The organism is Zobellella sp. An-6, from assembly GCF_052487945.1.
The window spans coordinates 4,221,547-4,236,333 of record NZ_CP199259.1; the positions used below are offsets into that span (position 1 = coordinate 4,221,547).

The window sequence follows — 14,787 nt, forward strand, 5'->3', positions numbered from 1 at the left end:
GGCCTTGTCACCAAAACGGCGGGGATCCTGTTCAGCGCTTGTCTTCCGCGGCCTGGCAGGCGGCGGCGGTGAACAGCACGTCGGTGGAGCTGTTCAGGGCGGTTTCTGCCGAATCCTGCAGCACGCCGATGATAAAGCCCACGGCCACCACCTGCATGGCCACCTCGTTGGAGATACCGAACAGGCTGCAGGCGAGGGGGATCAGCAGCAGCGAACCGCCGGCCACACCGGAAGCCCCGCAGGCGGACACGGCCGCCACCACGCTCAGCAGCAGGGCGGTCGCCAGATCCACCTGGATGCCCATGGTATGCACCGCCGCCAAGGTCAGCACGGTAATGGTGATGGCGGCACCGGCCATGTTGATGGTCGCGCCCAGGGGGATGGAAACCGAATAGGTATCCTCATGCAGGTCCAGGCGTTTGCACAGATCCATGTTCACCGGAATATTGGCGGCGGAGCTGCGGGTAAAAAAGGCGGTCACGCCGCTTTCGCGCAGGCATTTGAATACCAGCGGATAAGGATTGCGCTTGGTCTTGAAGTAAACGATCAAGGGGTTCATCACCAGGGCGATAATCAGCATGGAGCCGAGCAGCACGGCCAGCAGTTGGCCGTAGCCCCACAGGGCCTCGAAGCCGGTTTCGGCAATGGTGCTGGCCACCAGGCCGAAGATGCCGATGGGCGCCAGGCGGATCACGCACTTCACTATGCTGGATACCCCGGTGGCAATATCGTTGAACACCGTCTTGGTGGTGTCGGAGGCATGGTGCAAGGCCACGCCCAGGCCGATGGCCCAGGCCAGCACGCCGATGAAATTGCCGGTCAGCAGGGCATTGATGGGATTATCGACCACTTTGAACAACAGGGTTTGCAGTACCTCGCCGATCCCCTCGGGAGCCGAGGCCTCGGCGCCGTTGGTTACCAGCACCAGTTCGGTCGGGAAGACAAAACTCATCACCACGGCGGTCAGCGCCGCGGCAAAGGTGCCCAGCAGATACAACGACAATATGGGGCGGATATTGGTCTGATTGCCTTTCTTGTGGCTGGCGATGGATGCCGCCACCAGCACAAACACCAGCACCGGTGCCACGGCCTTGAGGGCCCCGACGAACAGGCTGCCCAACAGGCCGACGGAGCCGGCGGCAGAGGGCGACAGCACCGCCAGCAAGGCACCGGCGATGATCCCGATCAGAATTTGAGACACCAGGCTGCCGTTGTTGACCGCGCGCAGCAAAAGAGGTTGTGTTTGGTTCATAGTCATCCTTTATTGGTCACAGACCATTTCATACTCTAGAGACGCCGCGACTTTATAGCAGAACTGTCTACAAAAAAACCAGATTAATGGTTTTTTGTAACAACGTGCACATTTATCCCTGTATTCAGCTATTTTTTCGACATATAGGAATGTATATAAACGTACTTTTAGGAATAAAAACTGGAGTAACCGCATTCCACCCTCGCCGGCCACATCACGGCTCGAGTTGCCAGCATCCGATACGCACTTCCGTTTTCCCTCCTTCCAGCGCCCCCCTGCTGCACCTGCTGCACCTGATGATTCTGGCCGTGAGATCCCGACAGATGGGCTCAAAGGTATCGGCTTACCAGGGCATATCCTTGATCCGACTGGTATAATTCAGGCCAACCCAGTCACTCTCAGAGAGACGAGATGAATAAGCAAAAGCACAAGGAAGAGCTCAAGCCCCTGCAGAAGCGGCTGGCACTGATCCACCAGGCCATGGGCCGCCAGGGGCGGAGCGCGGTGATCGTGCTGGAAGGGCCCGACGCCGCCGGCAAGGGCGGCATCATCCGCCGCTTGGCCTGGTGCCTGGATCCGCGCTGGCTCAGCGTCTGGCCCATCGCCGCCCCCGACGCCCGGGAGCGGGAGCAGCACTGGCTGCAACGGTTCTGGCAGCGGCTGCCGTCCCAGGGCCGCTGGGCGGTGTTCGACCGCTCCTGGTACGGCCGGGTGCTGGTGGAGCGGGTGGAGGGTTTCGCCGAGCCGGACGCCTGGCGGCGGGCCTACCGGGAGATCAACGAGTTCGAGCGGGCCATCACCGCCGAACACATCCGGCTGGTGAAGATCTGGCTGGACATCAGCGCCGACACCCAGCTCGACCGCTTCCAGGCCCGCTACCGGGATCCGGCCAGGCAGTGGAAGCTCACCCCCGAGGACCTGCGCAATCGCGCCAAATGGCAGGACTACCAGCTGGCCCGGGATGAAATGCTGGAACGCACCCACAGCGACGTGGCGCCCTGGCACCGCATCGACGCCAACAGCAAGCACCAGGCGCGGATGAGCTGCTTCCGGCTGCTGATCGAGGAGCTGGGCCAGGAGCTGGATCTGTCCATCCCGGCTCCCGCCGACGAGATCAAGGCGTTCTTCGAATAGCCCTGCCGTCCTCCCCTCCGGCAGGGCCGGCCCAAGGCCCTGATATCGATAAATACGATTAATCCAACAGATTTTATACGTTTAATCTTTCGAAGAGCCTTCCCTATACTGCCGACAGTATCAACACGGAGTCAGGGAAATGCTTAATCGTTTGTCCATCAAGGCGTTACTTACCGCGTCCTTCGCCGCCATGCTGCTGGCGGTGCTGGCGTTCAGCCTGTACGTCTACCTCTCGGTGCAGGGCATAAAGCGGCAGATGGAAGGCATCGTCGAGCGCAATATCAGCCTGCTGCAGACCATCTCCAACCTGCGCTACAGCACCGTCACCTACCGCCGCTTCGCCCTCGACTACGGCCTGACCCTGGACCCTCGGGAGCACGCGGAGATACTGGGCAAGATCACCCACAACGACGAACAGGTGGAGCATTACCTCTCGGCCATGCAGCAACAGGCCGACAGTGCCGACGTTCGCCACTTTATCGACGATTTTCGCCGCCGGATCACCGACTACAAGCGGATGCAGAACGACTATATCGGCTTGATCGACAACGGCAGCATCGACGCCGCCCGGGTCAAGATGCTCACCGAGATGCTGGCTCCCTTCGACGCCATCGTCACCCTGCTCGGCGATACCCAGCGCCTGATCGCCGCCGAGGCGGAAGCCATCAAGGATCATGAATCGGCGGTGATCGACACCCTCAGCCTGGTGGTGGTGGCGCTGTGCCTGCTGCTGGCCGCCTTCATGCTGGCCACGGGCATCGTCATCAGCCGCAGGATACGCCGGCCTCTGGGCTACCTGCTGGCCCAGATGGACAGGGTAAGGAACGGCCGGCTCGGGCAGGAGCTGGAGCTGGATCGCTTCGCCCGGGATGAGCTGGGCCAGGCCGCCGGCGACTTCGTCGCCATGCAGCATGGTATCCGCGAGCTGGTGCGGGAAATCGCCGTCAGCCTGGACGGCCTGGGCGGCGCCACCCGCCAGTTGCGCCAGCTGTCCGCCCACGCCTCGAACGCGCTGAGCGGCCAGCAGCAGGAAATCGCCCAGATCGCCACCGCCATGCACCAGATGGAAGCCACTTTCCAGGAGATCGCCCTCAATACCAGCGACGCCGCCGGTGCCGCCCGCGATGCCGCCGGCCAGACCGAGCAGAGCGGCCGGGTGGTGCAGCACTCCACCCGCCGGGTGGAAGCGGCCGCCGAGGAAATCGAACAGGCCGGGGCACTGGCCCAGGCCCTGCGCGAGGACAGCGCCCGCATCGGGGTGGTATCGCAGGTGATCCGCGACATCGCCGAGCAGACCAACCTGCTGGCGCTCAACGCCGCCATCGAGGCCGCCCGCGCCGGGGAGTCCGGCCGGGGCTTCGCGGTGGTGGCCGACGAGGTACGCAACCTGGCCCGGCGCACCCAAGACTCCATCGACGAGATCAACCGGACCATCGGCAGCCTGCAGCAGCGGGCGGAGGCCGTGACCCAGGCCATGGACAACAGCCGGGACATGATCCAGGGCGGGGTGAAGGAAGCGCGCCAGGCGGTGGATTCGCTCCACCAGATCAGCGCCGCGGTGGAGCGGATGACGGCCATGAACATGCAGATCGCCGCCGCCACCGAGCAACAGAACGCGGTGGCCATGGAGCTGAGCCGCAGCGTGGGCCAGATCAACGAGATGTCGGACCGGGTGGCCGGCGGCGCCCGCCAGACCTCGAGCGCCTCGGAAGATCTCGGCCGGCTGGCGGACGGCCTCGGCCGACTGGTGCAGAAATTCAGCCTCTGAAGTGAGGGCCGGTCCGCCGGCCCTCTGCTTTTCCCTACACCAGCTCGGCCAGCATGTCCTGGTGGTATTCCACCAGGGGCTCGGCCTGCTGCACCCGGCGCACGTAGTCCGGGTTGGCGATAAAGGGCCGGCCGATGGCGGCCAGCTCGAAGCGGCCCTGGGCCAGCCCTTCGCTGGCGCTTTGCGGGGTCAGGCCGCCCACGCCGATCAAGGTGCCGCCGTAGTGGCGGCGCAGGTACTCGCTGGCACGGCCGCCGAGGAAATCGAAGCTCAGGCTGTCGTCGAAGATGCCCAGGTGCAGGTAGGCCAGCCTGCGCCCCTCCAGCTCGCCCAGCAGGTGGTCGAACACCGCCCGGTCCCGGGCATCCGCCTGCATATGGACGTAGGCGCCCGGGGTCAGGCGGATGGCGGTTCTGTCGGCGCCCACCCGGGCCGCCACCGCGTCCACCACCTCGAGGGCGAAGCGGCTCATGTTCTCCGGGGTCCGGCCGTAGTCGTCGGCCCTGTGGTTGGTGTCATGGTGCAGGAACTGATCGATCAGGTAGCCGTTGGCGCCGTGGATCTCCACTCCGTCGAAGCCGGCGGCGATGGCATTCTCCGCCGCCCGGGCGTAGTCGGCCACCAGCCGCGCTATCTCCTCCCGGCTCAGTTCCCGGGGCAGCTCGTAGCTCAGCTCCCGCATCCGCGGCAGGGTACCCTCGAAGGCGACGGCGCTGGGCGCCACCGGCTGCTCGCCGGTGAAATGGGAGTGCGCCAGCCGGCCCACGTGCCACAGCTGCAGGAAGATCTTGCCGCCATTGCGGTGCACCGCCGCCGTCACCTGCTTCCAGCCGTCGATCTGCGCCTGGCTGTAGATGCCGGGGGTGTCCGGGTAGCCCTGGCCGTCGGGACGGATGATGGTGGCCTCGCTGACGATCAGACCCGCGTCGGCCCGTCGGCCGTAGTAATCGGCCATGGCCCGGGTGGGCACCAGGCCGGGACCGGCCATGCTGCGGGTGAGCGGCGCCATCACGATGCGGTTGGCCAGGGTCAGGCGGTCGTTCAGGCGATAGGGTTCGAACAGGGATGGATAGGCGGTCACGGGGGCGTCCTCTTATTTGAATGTGCATTCAAGATAGGGACGTCTCCCGTCGTTTTCAAGCCTTTTTTGAACAAACATTCAAGATACTTTGGCATCACCGGCGGGCGGGGGGTACACTAGGGCGGAACGGGGAGAATCAAGATGCGTACAGCAAGTTTCGATCGGGACCAGGTATTGAGGTCCGCCATGCAGGCCTTTCGCCACAAGGGCTTTGCCGCCACCACCATGCAGGATCTGGTGGCCGCCACCGGGCTGCATCCGGGCAGCATCTACTGCGCCTTCGGCAACAAGAAGGGGCTGCTATTGGCGGCGGTGGATCACTATGTGGCCGACCGCCAGGCGGCGCTGGCCGCCTGCTTCGAGGGGGTCTCCCCCTTGGCCGGGCTGCGCCGCTACCTGGATCAGGTGGTGGCCGAGATACAGAGCTGCGACTCCATGGCCTGCCTGCTGACCAAGACGCTGCAGGAACTGAGCGAACAGGACGAGGAAGTGTCCGCCCGCCTGGGGACCTTGCTGAAGGATCTGGAGCGCCGCCTGGCGCAGGCCCTGGCGGCGGCGCAGCAGGCCGGCGAGGCCCGCGCCGACGCCACCCCGGAGCAGCTGGCCCGGCTGCTGCTGGTGGGCATCTACGGTCTGCGCACCTATGCCCATGTGCACCCCGCCCCGGACTGCCTGCAGGAAACCGCCGACCGGCTGCTGGCGGCGCTACGGGCCTAGCCCTCGGCCAGCGCCCGGATCCGTTGCCAGCACAACTCCGCCTGCTCGGAGCGGGGCGGAACCAGCCGGCACAGCTCGATATCCAGCCGCACCCGTACCGGCAACGGCAACTCGACCAGTTGCCCCCGGGCCAGCTCTTCCCCGACCAGCCCGGCCGGCAGGAAGCTGGCGCCATCCCCCTGCAGGGCCAGTGCCTTCAGCCCCTCGCCCAGGGCGTTTTCACACACCGGGCGGCAGGGCTGTTCGCTCAGCGCCGGCAGGCACTCCCGCTGGATCAGTGCCCCCAGGAAGGAATCCCGGGGATAGAGCAGCAGCCGCAGCGGCACGTCCGGCGACAAGGGATGCAGCGGCGCGCCGGCGGCATCCACCGCCGACACCAGCACCAGCCGGTCCCGGCCCACCACCAGCCGCTCCACCTCGGGGCGATGCAGCGCCGGACTGACGGCCCCGCCGGCAAAGCACAGCAGAAAGTCGACCGAGCCGGCCATGAACTGCTCGATGGCATCGTGGTAATGGCCGGTATTGAGACGGATCAGGCTGTCGCCCAGCAGGGGACGCAGCCGATGGATCCAGCCGGGAAAGAAGGTCACCGCCAGCGAAGGCTGGGCCATGAAACTCAGGCTCTGGTGTTCGTGCAGGCTCTGGCGCAGCTGGCCGCGCAGCCCGTAGATCTGGGCCAGCCACTGCCGGGCCTGCTCGAGAAAAATCTCGCCGGCCTCGGTCAGCACCAGCGGATGGCGATCCCGGTGCACCAGCGGCACCCCCAGCCAGTTTTCCAGGGAGCGGATGCGCCGGCTGAAGGCCGGCTGGGTCACGAAACGCGCCTCCGCCGCCTTGGAAAAGTTGCCCTGCTCGGCCAGGGCGACGAAATCGTGCAGCCATTTGCTCTCCATGCTCCCTCCGTTGCCGCCATCGACCGGGCATTCTATGCAGAAAAGTAACCGCCCTGCTAGAAATAAGGCATTAGATCCCGCCGGGCCGGCTTCCTACCATGATGGCATCGGCGCCACAGGGCGCGCGCCGCTTGCAGAAGGACGACAATGATGGCCGTGGAAACCCGCAACCAGGTGATGGAAATGATGCATCGAATCGAAGAGGTCAGAAAACGCTACTTTCCCGGCGTCTGCGTGGCGGTCACCATCGGCATCGCCGCCAGCTTCCTGTCCCAGCAGTACGGCGCCCCCGCCATGCTGATGGCGCTGCTGCTGGGGCTGGCGTTCAACTTTTTAAGCCAGGAGCAGCACTGCCTGGCGGGGCTGGAGTTTTCCGCCAAGACCCTGCTGCGCCTGGGGGTGGCCATGCTGGGCCTGCGCATCACCTTCGGCGACGTGCTCACCCTGGGCTGGTCGCCGCTGTTGATGGTGTGCTCGGCGGTGCTGCTGACCATCGGCTTCGGCATCCTGATGGCGCGGCTGCTGGGCTTTTCTTCCGCCTTCGGCACCCTCACCGGCGGCTCGGTGGCCATCTGCGGCGCCTCGGCGGCCATGGCCATCAGCAGCGTGCTGAAGCAGGACGATCAGGCCAAGCGCGACACCCTGTTCACGGTGATCAGCGTCACCACCCTCAGCACCCTGGCGATGATCTTCTATCCCATGATCAGCACCGGCCTGGGGCTCAGCCCCCAGGAATCCGGGCTCTTTATCGGCGCCACCATCCACGACGTGGCCCAGGTGGTGGGCGCCGGCTACAGCATGTCGAGCGAGGTGGGCGATCTCAGCACCTTCGTCAAGCTGCTGCGGGTGGCCATGCTGGTGCCCATCGTGATGGCCATCGGCATCGTGATCCGTCGCGCGGCCCGCCACCGCGGCGACGCCGAGGGCGGCAAGGGCGTGGCCATTCCCGGCTTCCTGCTCGGCTTCGTGGCGCTGTTCGTGCTCAACAGCCTGGGCTGGATCCCCTCCGCCGTCAGCCAGCCCCTGGCCGGCAGCTCTTCCTGGCTGCTGCTCACCGCCATCGCCGCCCTCGGCGTGCGCACCCAGCTCAAGGACATCCTCTCGGTGGGCTGGAAGCCGGTGCTGCTGGTGGTGCTGGAAACCCTCTTTATCGCCGCCCTGATCATCGGCTATATCCTGCTCGGCTGAGCCCATAAAAACGGCGACCGCAGGGGTCGCCGTGGCAGCTTGAGGCAAGGCCCATCGCCTGCTTTATTTCCCTTTGGCACTGCGGTGCCACCCTGATCATCTCCGCGAAGGCGGAAATCCACGACGGTTTGCACTGGACTGCCGCCTGCGCGGGAGTGACCACAGAAAAATCCGAAAATATATCGGCAGTCTGCAGCCAGGCTCCGTAACAAAGTCCGGCATTACGCCTGCCGACATTCAGAAGGTGGTTTCCCCCACCGGCAGGGTGCGGCCTTCCACCGAGCTTTTTTCCGCCAGGTTGATGATGTTGAGCCCGTCCAGCGCGTCCTGCGCCGTCACCGGCAGCGGACCTTCGCCGCGAATGGCCTTGGCGGTGGCCTCGTAGAAATAGCGGTAGCCGCCGATAGACGATTCGATCACCTCCGGCTCGGCGTCGGAATAGAAGATGCCGTAGTCCGACTCGGCTTCCTTGGCCAGGTAGGGCGAGTCCGGCACTATGCCGTCGCGCAGCCGCTCTTCCTGGGGATCGAAACCGAGCTTGATGTAACAGCCCAGTTCCCCCTGCAGCTTGAAGCGCAGGGTCGGCCCCGGATGGTAGGGGCTGGAGTGCAGCAACACCTCCTTGTCGCTGTAATGCAGCTGCACATGGAAGTAATCGGTGACCGGCGAGCCCGGACGCAGCGCCAGGCAACGACCGGTCACCGCCAGCGGCTTGCCGAACAGCACCAGCGCCTGGTCCACCAGGTGGGCGCCCAGATCGAACCAGGTGCCCACCCCTTCCCCGGGCAGCTCGCGCCAGCGCTGGCGCGGGGTCGGCCGGAAGCGGTCGTAGTGGGACTCGAAACCGTGGATGGTACCCAGCTTGTTGTCGGCAATCAGCTTGCGAATGGTCAGGAAGTCGCTGTCCCAGCGGCGGTTGTGGAAGGGGATCAGGCACAGGTTCCTGGCCGCCGCCAGTTTCATCAGCTCCACCCCCTGGTGCAGCTGGGTCACCATGGGTTTTTCCATCACCACGTGCAGCCCCAGGTTGAGCGCCTTGCGGCCCAGTTCGTAATGCACCTCGTTGGGGGCGGTGATCACCACCAGCCGGGCTCCGGATTCCTCCAGCATCTGCTCCGCATCGGTATACACCTTGACCTCGGGCCAGTCCTTGGCCACTTTCTCCGGTTTGGAGCTGCTGATGGCCACCAGCTCGAACTCCGGCAGGCAGTCGATAAAGGGCAGGTGAAAGATGCTGGCGGACTGGCCGTAGCCAATCACGGCGGTTTTAATCATGGGACAACCTCGTCAAAAGTAATGCTTGATATCCATGTAACGGGCACGGATGTGCTCGATCAACAGCTTGATTTTGCGTGGCGGCTGGCGGCTGTAGGGATACACCGCGTAAATGCCCAGCACCTTGCCCACCTGGCGGGGCAACAGCTCGACCAGGCGGGCCGCCTGCAGATCCGGGTAAACCAGGCAGCGCGGCATATAGGCCAGGCCGAAGCCGGCGATGGCCGCCTTGCGCAGGGCGGCGGCGTTGTCGGTGGAGAAGTTGCCGCTCACCCGCAGCGGATACACCTCGCCGTGTCGCGTGAACAGCCAGTCGCGGGCACCGCTTTCCTGATAGCTATAGATAAGGCAGTTATGTTGGAGCAAGTCTTCCGGCACCTGCGGCTTGCCGTGACGGCTAATATAAGCGGGAGCCGCACAGATGGTCCAGCGCGAGTCCAGGATATGGCGGGCGATCAGGCTGGAGTCGTCCAGGTGGCCGGTGCGGATCACCAGGTCGTAGCCCTCGCCAATCAGGTCCACGAAGCGGTTTTCCAGCGACATCTCCACCGAGATAGCCGGATGCAGCTCACAAAATTCGGCCACCGCCTCCGCCAGCACCAGCTCGCCGGAAATGGTCGGCACCGACATGCGGATGTGTCCCTGCAGCGCCTGGCTGTAGCCGGTGACGGCGTCGAATGCCTCCTGGGCCGACTGGGCCACCAACCGTGCCCGCTGGTACAGCACCTGCCCCGCCTCGGTCAGCGTCAGGCGCCGCGTGGTGCGGTGGATCAGGGTACTGCCCAGCTCCTCTTCCAGCCGGGCGATGCGCTTGCTCACCACCGAATTGGTCAGGCCGCTGGCTTCCGCCGCCTTGCTGAAGGAGCCCAGCTCGATCACCTGGGCGAAGAGGATGAGATCATCGGTTCTCGGCATTATTCATCCAGTTTTGGAAACAATGAGTTTCATTAAATCTATATATCTACAAAAAGTAAGGACTTAAAGTCACATCCGCTTAACACCAAGCTTGCAATTAATACCCTACAGTAAAAACGGTCTGTGATGACCCCCGATAAAACAATGGAAGTGACCAACTATGCTGAATGATACCTTACTGGCACTGCTGGCGTTTTCGCCCATAGTGCTCGCCGCCATCCTGCTGGTGGGCCTGCAATGGCCGGCCAAGCGGGCCATGCCGCTGGCCTTTATCCTCACCGTGGTGATCGCCCTCTGGGCCTGGGACATGAGCGCCACCCGGGTGATCGCCTCCAGCCTGCAGGGCGTGGTGATCTCAGTGTCACTGCTGTGGATCATCTTCGGTGCCATCCTGCTGCTCAACACCTTAAAGCATACCGGCGCCATTACCACCATCCGCAACGGTTTCACCGCCATTTCTCCCGACCGCCGCATCCAGGCCATCATCGTCGCCTGGTGCTTCGGCTGCTTTATCGAAGGCGCCTCCGGTTTCGGCACCCCCGCCGCCGTGGCCGCCCCGCTGATGGTGGCACTGGGCTTCCCGGCCCTGGCGGCGGTGTTGATGGGCATGTTGATCCAGAGCACCCCGGTTTCCTTCGGCGCCGTGGGCACCCCCATCATCGTCGGCGTGACCACCGGCCTGGACAACGGCGCCATCAACAACACCCTCACCGCCGGCGGCTCGGGCTGGGAGGCCTACCTGCAGACCGTGACCAGCAACGTGGCCATCACCCATGCCATCGTCGGCATCCTGATGCCGCTGTTCATGTGCATGATGCTGACCCGCTTCTTCGGCAAGAACAAGAGCTGGAAGGAAGGCCTGGAAATCCTGCCGTTCGCCATCTTCGCCGGGCTGGCCTTCACCCTGCCCTACGCCCTCACCGGCGTGCTGCTCGGCCCCGAGTTCCCCTCCCTGGTCGGCGGACTGGTCGGCCTGGCCCTGGTGGTCACCGCCGCCCGCAAAGGCTTCCTGGTGCCCAAGAGCCGCTTCGACTTCCCGGAAGAACGACACTGGCCGGCGGAATGGCTGGGCTCGCTCACCATCAACACCGACGACCTGACCAAAAAACCGATCAGCCTGGGACTGGCCTGGTTCCCCTACCTGCTGCTGCCGGTACTGCTGGTGCTGAGCCGTACCAGCGACAGCTTCAAGGCCCTGCTCAGCGGCTGGAACATCGCCTTCAGCAACATCCTGGGCGAGGCGGGCATCAGCGCCGGCATCCAGCCCCTGTACCTGCCCGGCGGTATACTGGTGTTCGTCTCCCTGGTGGCGGTGCTGACCCAGACCCGTTCGCTCAAGGCCTTCGGCCCGGCCATCCATGAGTCGTCCAGGACCCTGATCGGCGCCGGCTTCGTGCTGATGTTCACCGTGCCCATGGTGCGCCTGTTCATCAATTCCGGGGTCAACGGTGCCGACCTCGCCAGCATGCCGGTGATGACCGCCAAGGTGGCCGCCGACCTGGTGGGCGACTTCTTCCCCGCCATCAGCGGCGTCATCGGCGCCCTGGGGGCCTTTATCGCCGGGTCGAATACCGTGTCCAACATGATGTTCTCCCAGTTCCAGTTCGAGGTGGCCCAGACCCTGGGCGTGTCCACCGCCATGGTGGTGGCGCTGCAGGCGGTGGGCGCCGCCGCCGGCAACATGATCGCCATCCACAACGTGGTGGCGGCCTCGGCCACCGTCGGCCTGCTGGGCCGGGAAGGCACCACGCTGCGCAAGACCGCCCTGCCCACCCTCTATTACCTGGTGGCCATCGGCATCATCGGCATGATCGCCATCTATGGCCTGGGCATCTCGGACCCCTTGTTGAAGTTGTCTTGACTTGCATTGTCTGTCGGCCACCAAGGCTGGCAGGACAGAAGTGAGGAGCCGCTAAGCAGACCCTCCGCGCCATGGATGGCGCGGCGGAGCCCCCATGGATGGGTTCACCGCGAGTCTGCGTTCTGCCCTCACTTCTGGCGCACTGTCTGAAGTAGTGTTACTTAAAGGAATTGCCTTATGTCGTCCGCTATCCGTATCTACCCGGCCAAGCCAGAAAAGGTGTATATCTACGCCACCTGCCTGGTGGACATGTTCTCGCCCCAGAGCGGGCTGGATGCCATCCGCCTGCTGGAGCTGGCCGGGGTCGAAGTCATCTACGTGCCCAAACAGAGCTGCTGCGGCCAGCCCGCCTACTCCTCCGGCTACGAAGACGACGCCAAGACCACGGCCCTGAGCCAGATGGCGCTGTTCCCCGAGCCCTGGCCGGTGGTGGTGCTGTCCGGCTCCTGCGGCGGCATGATGCACCACCACTACCGCCGGCTGTTCGCCGGCAGCGAACACCAACAGCAGGCCGACCAATTCTGTGATCGGGTATTCGAACTGACCGAATTCCTGGTGCAGGTCTGCCGCATCCAGCTCAGCGACCAGGGCCCGGCCACCTCGGTGGTGCTGCACACCTCCTGCGCCGCCCGCCGCGAAATGAAGGTGCACGTCACCGCCCGCCAGCTGCTGGGCCAGCTGGACCGGGTGGAACTGCGCGAGCAGGCCTACGAGAGCGAATGCTGCGGCTTCGGCGGCACCTTCTCGGTGCGCCACCCGGCCATCAGCGAAGCCATGGTGCAGGACAAGACCCAACACCTGAACGACACCGGCGCTGCCCAGCTCATCAGCGCCGACTGGGGCTGCCTGCTCAATATCAACGGCGCCTTCGAATACCAGAAGAAAGAGATGAAAGGCATTCACCTGGCCAGCTTCCTGCTGGAACGACTGGAGGGTAGCCATGCATAACCAGCCACAACTGTTCCATCCCCAGGCCGAGGCGGCCCTGGCCAACCCGGAGCTGCGCGCCAATTTCCGCGGCGCCATGGACTACCTGCGCGACAAGCGCAAGGCCGCCTTCGCCGACGCCGACGAGGAACAGGCCATCCGCGACCGGGCCGAGGCCATCCGCCAGCGCTGCCTGAGCAAGCTGCCCGAGCTGCTGGAGCAGCTGGAGGCCAACTGCACCGCCAACGGCATCCGGGTGCACTGGGCCGAAAACGCCGAGCAGGCCAACGCCCTCTTCGCCGACATCATCCGCGCCCACGGCGGCACCCTGGCGGTGAAGGGCAAGTCCATGGTGAGCGAGGAAATCGAGCTCAACCACCAGATGGAAAAAGCGGGCATCCGTTGCCTGGAAAGCGACATGGGCGAATATATCGTCCAACTCGGCAACGAGACCCCGTCCCACATCATCATGCCCGCCATCCACAAGAACAAGCGGCAGGTGGCGGATCTGTTCGCCGAACACGTGCCCGGCTTCCAGCACACCCTGGACGTGGATACCCTGATCCAGACCGGCCGCAATGTGCTGCGCGAGAAATTCCGCGAGGCCCACATCGGGGTGTCCGGCGTCAACTTCGCGGTGGCCGAAACCGGCACCCTCTGCCTGGTGGAAAACGAAGGCAACGGCCGCATGTGCACCACGGTGCCCGAGGTGCATATCGCCATCACCGGCATCGAGAAGGTGGTGGAGTTCCTGGCCGACGTGCCGCCGCTGTTCAGCGCCCTCACCCGCTCCGCCACCGGCCAGGCCATCACCACCTACTTCAACATGATAAGCGGCCCGCGCAAGGACGATGAGCTGGACGGCCCCAGGGAAGTGCACCTGGTGCTGCTCGATAACGGCCGCAGCCAGGCCTTCGTGGACGAGGAAATGCGCAAGACCCTGCAGTGCATCCGCTGCGGCGCCTGCATGAACCACTGTCCGGTGTACACCCGCATCGGCGGCCACGCCTACGGCACCGTCTATCCGGGCCCCATCGGCAAGATCATCTCGCCCCACCTGATGGGGCTGGAAGCCACCAAGGATCTGCCCACCGCCTCCAGCCTGTGCGGCGCCTGCGGCGAGGTGTGCCCGGTGCGCATTCCCATCCCCGAGCTGCTGCAGCGGCTGCGCCACGAGGCCAAGCAGGACCCGCGCCCCGGCGTGCCACCCCTGCGCGGCCAGAAGGCGGCGGCCAGCCGCACCGAGGCTGTTATCTGGCGCAGTTTCGGCCTGGTCACCAGCCGCCCGGCCCTGTACCGTATGCTGACCTGGTGCGCAACGAGGCTGCGCGGCCTGATGCCGAAGAAACTGGGCCCCTGGACCCGCTGCCGCACCGCCCCCCAACCCGCCGCCAGAACCCTGCGCGAGCTTATGGCCGAGAGGAACAAGTAATGTCGAGCGCCCGTCACGCCATTCTCAACCGGCTGCGCCAGGCCCAGGCCCGGCCGCTGCCGGTAAACGACCCGGACTACCCCATCTGGAACCAAAGCGGGCAGGCAGAGATGCTGGCCCGGCTGACCGAGCTGCTGGAGCAGAACCACGCCGAGGTGCGCCGCCTGCCCAGGGCCGAACTGGTCGCCACCCTGAAAACCCATGTGGAACAGGCCGGCCTCCAGCGCGTCGCCACCGGCACCGGCGGCGACTTCTTCGGGGAAATAAGCCAGGCCCTGGCCGGCGCCGAACAGCTACTGTTCGACCGCCCCCTGGAAGCCTGGAAGGACGAGCTGTTCAACCGG

Annotated in this window: 12 protein-coding genes and 1 pseudogene; 8 read left to right on the forward strand and 5 right to left on the reverse strand. The window is 64.9% G+C overall.

Annotated features, from left to right (window positions below; all coding sequences use genetic code 11):
* Positions 1-31 precede the first annotated feature (31 nt).
* Positions 32-1,252, reverse strand: a complete 1,221-nt coding sequence (gene sstT, locus ACT7DK_RS19830; RefSeq protein WP_445402211.1) for a serine/threonine transporter SstT — start codon at positions 1,250-1,252, stop codon at positions 32-34.
* Between the two features lie 411 nt (positions 1,253-1,663).
* Between sstT and ACT7DK_RS19835 the strand changes: the two genes are divergently transcribed.
* Both ACT7DK_RS19835 and ACT7DK_RS19840 read left to right on the forward strand, forming a co-directional pair.
* Positions 1,664-2,386: a polyphosphate kinase 2 family protein gene (locus ACT7DK_RS19835; RefSeq protein ID WP_445402213.1), complete on the forward strand. Its 723-nt coding sequence runs from the start codon at positions 1,664-1,666 to the stop codon at positions 2,384-2,386.
* Positions 2,387-2,525: 139 nt separating this feature from the next.
* The gene (locus ACT7DK_RS19840; RefSeq protein ID WP_445402215.1) at positions 2,526-4,154 is read left to right on the forward strand and encodes a methyl-accepting chemotaxis protein; all 1,629 of its coding nucleotides are present in this window, start codon (positions 2,526-2,528) and stop codon (positions 4,152-4,154) included.
* Positions 4,155-4,188: 34 nt separating this feature from the next.
* On the opposite strand, the gene ACT7DK_RS19845 is transcribed toward ACT7DK_RS19840, so the two are convergent.
* Positions 4,189-5,235 carry an alkene reductase gene (locus tag ACT7DK_RS19845; protein WP_445402217.1) on the reverse strand — a complete coding sequence of 349 codons (1,047 nt, stop codon included), beginning with the start codon at positions 5,233-5,235 and terminating at the stop codon, positions 4,189-4,191.
* Positions 5,236-5,376: 141 nt separating this feature from the next.
* Here ACT7DK_RS19845 and ACT7DK_RS19850 point away from each other — a divergent pair, with 141 nt between their 5' ends.
* A complete protein-coding gene (locus ACT7DK_RS19850; RefSeq protein ID WP_445402219.1) occupies positions 5,377-5,952 on the forward strand; it encodes a TetR/AcrR family transcriptional regulator in 576 nt (191 codons plus the stop codon).
* On the opposite strand, the gene ACT7DK_RS19855 is transcribed toward ACT7DK_RS19850, so the two are convergent.
* Entirely contained in the window at positions 5,949-6,845 is an 897-nt protein-coding gene (locus tag ACT7DK_RS19855) for a LysR family transcriptional regulator (protein ID WP_445402221.1), read from the reverse strand. The genes ACT7DK_RS19850 and ACT7DK_RS19855 overlap by 4 nt on opposite strands.
* 147 nt (positions 6,846-6,992) lie before the next feature.
* Between ACT7DK_RS19855 and ACT7DK_RS19860 the strand changes: the two genes are divergently transcribed.
* Positions 6,993-8,033 carry a YeiH family protein gene (locus ACT7DK_RS19860; protein WP_445402223.1) on the forward strand — a complete coding sequence of 347 codons (1,041 nt, stop codon included), beginning with the start codon at positions 6,993-6,995 and terminating at the stop codon, positions 8,031-8,033.
* Between the two features lie 237 nt (positions 8,034-8,270).
* Here the strand turns inward: ACT7DK_RS19860 and ACT7DK_RS19865 are convergent, their stop codons facing one another.
* A complete protein-coding gene (locus tag ACT7DK_RS19865) occupies positions 8,271-9,308 on the reverse strand; it encodes a Gfo/Idh/MocA family oxidoreductase (RefSeq protein WP_445402225.1) in 1,038 nt (345 codons plus the stop codon).
* Between the two features lie 12 nt (positions 9,309-9,320).
* A complete protein-coding gene (locus tag ACT7DK_RS19870; RefSeq protein ID WP_445402227.1) occupies positions 9,321-10,223 on the reverse strand; it encodes a LysR substrate-binding domain-containing protein in 903 nt (300 codons plus the stop codon).
* Between the two features lie 160 nt (positions 10,224-10,383).
* On the opposite strand from ACT7DK_RS19870, the gene ACT7DK_RS19875 reads away from it, so the two are divergent.
* From ACT7DK_RS19875 to ACT7DK_RS19890, 4 genes and pseudogenes are all read left to right on the forward strand, one after another.
* Complete coding sequence (locus ACT7DK_RS19875; protein ID WP_445402229.1) at positions 10,384-12,084, forward strand: L-lactate permease; 1,701 nt, start codon at positions 10,384-10,386, stop codon at positions 12,082-12,084.
* Positions 12,085-12,261: 177 nt separating this feature from the next.
* Positions 12,262-13,032 (forward strand): (Fe-S)-binding protein, encoded by a 771-nt coding sequence (locus tag ACT7DK_RS19880; protein WP_445402231.1) that lies wholly within the window; start codon positions 12,262-12,264, stop codon positions 13,030-13,032.
* Positions 13,025-14,443 (forward strand): LutB/LldF family L-lactate oxidation iron-sulfur protein, encoded by a 1,419-nt coding sequence (locus ACT7DK_RS19885; RefSeq protein ID WP_445402233.1) that lies wholly within the window; start codon positions 13,025-13,027, stop codon positions 14,441-14,443. The genes ACT7DK_RS19880 and ACT7DK_RS19885 overlap by 8 nt, the downstream gene beginning before the upstream one ends.
* Positions 14,443-14,787, forward strand: a pseudogene (locus ACT7DK_RS19890) (LutC/YkgG family protein); the annotation flags it as partial. The gene ACT7DK_RS19885 and the pseudogene ACT7DK_RS19890, both read left to right, overlap by 1 nt.